1 protein-coding gene is annotated in these 2175 nt (G+C 49.8%); it reads right to left on the reverse strand.

Annotated elements, in window-relative coordinates; genetic code table 11:
• Nucleotides 1-496: 496 nt before the first annotated feature.
• A complete protein-coding gene (locus CKO41_RS18110) occupies nucleotides 497-1282 on the reverse strand; it encodes a hypothetical protein (protein ID WP_200383269.1) in 786 nt (261 codons plus the stop codon).
• Nucleotides 1283-2175: the final 893 nt, after the last annotated feature.

Genomic DNA, 2175 nt, shown 5'->3' on the forward strand with positions numbered 1-2175 from the left:
GACCCCCTCCTTTTGACCCCCTCCTTTTACTTCGTTCTGACCTCTAAGAATAGCTCAAAGCTACGTGCGCGGTTTTTGGGTCGGGTTTAGGCGTTTGTTAGCCGAATGGGTGAGCCAGCGCCATCTCTTCTCAACTTGCACACCCAAAAATACCAATAGAGTAACGAACACGGTACAATCTTCCTTTTCAATTCACTGATCTGGAGTCAATTCTAGCCTCTGGCTTGCGATTTCGCTTTCTCGACGATTTCGGGTGTTCGAGGATTCCCGGTCTCGTCCATAAGAATCTGTGTTATGCCGCATCGGCAATCTTCCGGCACACTTTCCAACTTATAGATTTCCATAACTTCTGAAATGTCCAGGAGTTCGCCGTGTAATGATTTGTGATGCTCGCACATTAAAGACAGGCACATGTATTTGACCGGAATTCCGAGCCTGTTTACGCTCTGTTCGTCTCGCAAAACCTTCTGCAGCCTCTTTTCATTGGGCGACATGGTTACCTCTTGAGCTTCTGTGGGATTCGCGGCTTGTCATCCGCAATGAAATGCGAGCTGTCTAGGTAAGCCTTGCGAACTTCTTTTGTAACTAATGTGTATTTGGCCACTTCATCGATGATCTCTGGGTATAGAAAGAACGGCGCATTTTCGGCCGCCATAGTGCTCCTTATCAATACACGTGTTCTCTTTGACGTTGAGTAATACAGGTTGCACCATACAAGATACGGCCTTGTTTGGGACTTTCGATTCTCTAAAGTTTTCTCAAGAAATCCTCCGCCGATAAAAGTGTTTTTCTGATTAGGCTTCTCGATCGATCTCAGCTCTTGGCAATTCACTGATTTCATTGCAGCAGAGCCGCTTTCAGAAAAAGTATATAGCGCAGCATTGCAGTAACGCCGCAACTCCCAAACGGCACGATCTAGCTGCGCTAATTCAACGTCGTAAATACACCAAGAAAATTCAAGGTAGCGGAAGCGTGCGCCAAACTCCTCAAGCCGCTTTATGAAGCCTTTCGTTTGAGCCGACAGTTCTATATCTATGTGCGGGCGAATCAGCTCCAGGGACCTCTGAACTTCATGCCCAATAGGCCTTTTTGGTCGTGGAACTCGGGCTAGAATCAGAATGCATTTGGCGTACTTCTCAAGCGCATGAAGCGAAGACCAATGAAATTGAGGAAACAAATTTGCCCTGTATGCCATACGAGCATGTATATAATCCTTGTCAGCTGTATCTCGAAAAGCTCTTTCGGCGAAGGTGTTTACCTTTTGCGTCATACTGTAGGGCATGCGCAATTCCTATGTAGGCTAACGCTAGCCTCAGTCGCCGCCCAAAGTGTTGCGAGCGCAGCGAGCGGCACTTTGGGCGGTCGGCTGGAGGCACTCGTTAGATTCATCTGACGAAATCGGGTACGCTGGGAGTTTACGCGAAAATGATTGGAGCTCGATTTAGCGCAGAAAACGCTAGTCGCTCTATGTCTTTTTCTGGTCGTGAGTCAAAGTGCCGATAGTATCTCTGGTACTTCGACCAGTCTTTAACACACCTACTGCCGCCATGAACCAAATCATTACGTAGATCAAACAACCATGACGCCTTATCTTCGTCGGACTTCTCTAGTTTGAGTTCTTTAAGACCATTTAGAATCGATGTTTCGACAGACCCTCGTTCGCCAAATAGCGCGTCAAGCGCAATATAGTAGTTCACATATGACTCGATATCATCGGAATTCATAGCGCGATTTATGAAGGAGCGGGTACGGGGTCATAGCGGATACGGGGTCAAGTCTTGCAATCACGCATTGCCCGATTGCAAGACTTGACCCCATTTTTGCCGCAAGCTCAACACCGCTCGCACTGCGCCGAGGGCCAAGACGCGACCAAATCCCCCTGCCACGTGGCCCGCTGCCCCTGCTCTGCTTGCGCAGCGGAATGCACCAATGCGAGCCCGTAGGTGGGCGTCAGCCAAATGGTGCCCCCCGCCCGGCAAAATGGCGACACCTAGACCCGCGACCGACTGTGTGGGCTTGTCATACGCTGGTAGCCGCGAGGTTCTTAGCTAGTGCCTGGAAGAAAACCCCGTTGAATTCAAAAAAACCGCTGGCCTCATGCCGCCCCGGCGGCGGCTTTTCATTCGGATCGAGGCCGTCAGCGAGGAATACGGGGGGGCGATGTGAATTGCTTTC

It is taken from the genome of Thiococcus pfennigii (genome assembly GCF_016583835.1).
Lineage (GTDB): Bacteria > Pseudomonadota > Gammaproteobacteria > Chromatiales > Chromatiaceae > Thiococcus > Thiococcus pfennigii.

What these genes read in the sequence shown, in the direction of transcription:
- CKO41_RS18110 (WP_200383269.1), bottom strand. Translation starts at nt 1,282, where the DNA reads ATGCCCTACAGTATGACGCAAAAGGTAAACACCTTCGCCGAAAGAGCT.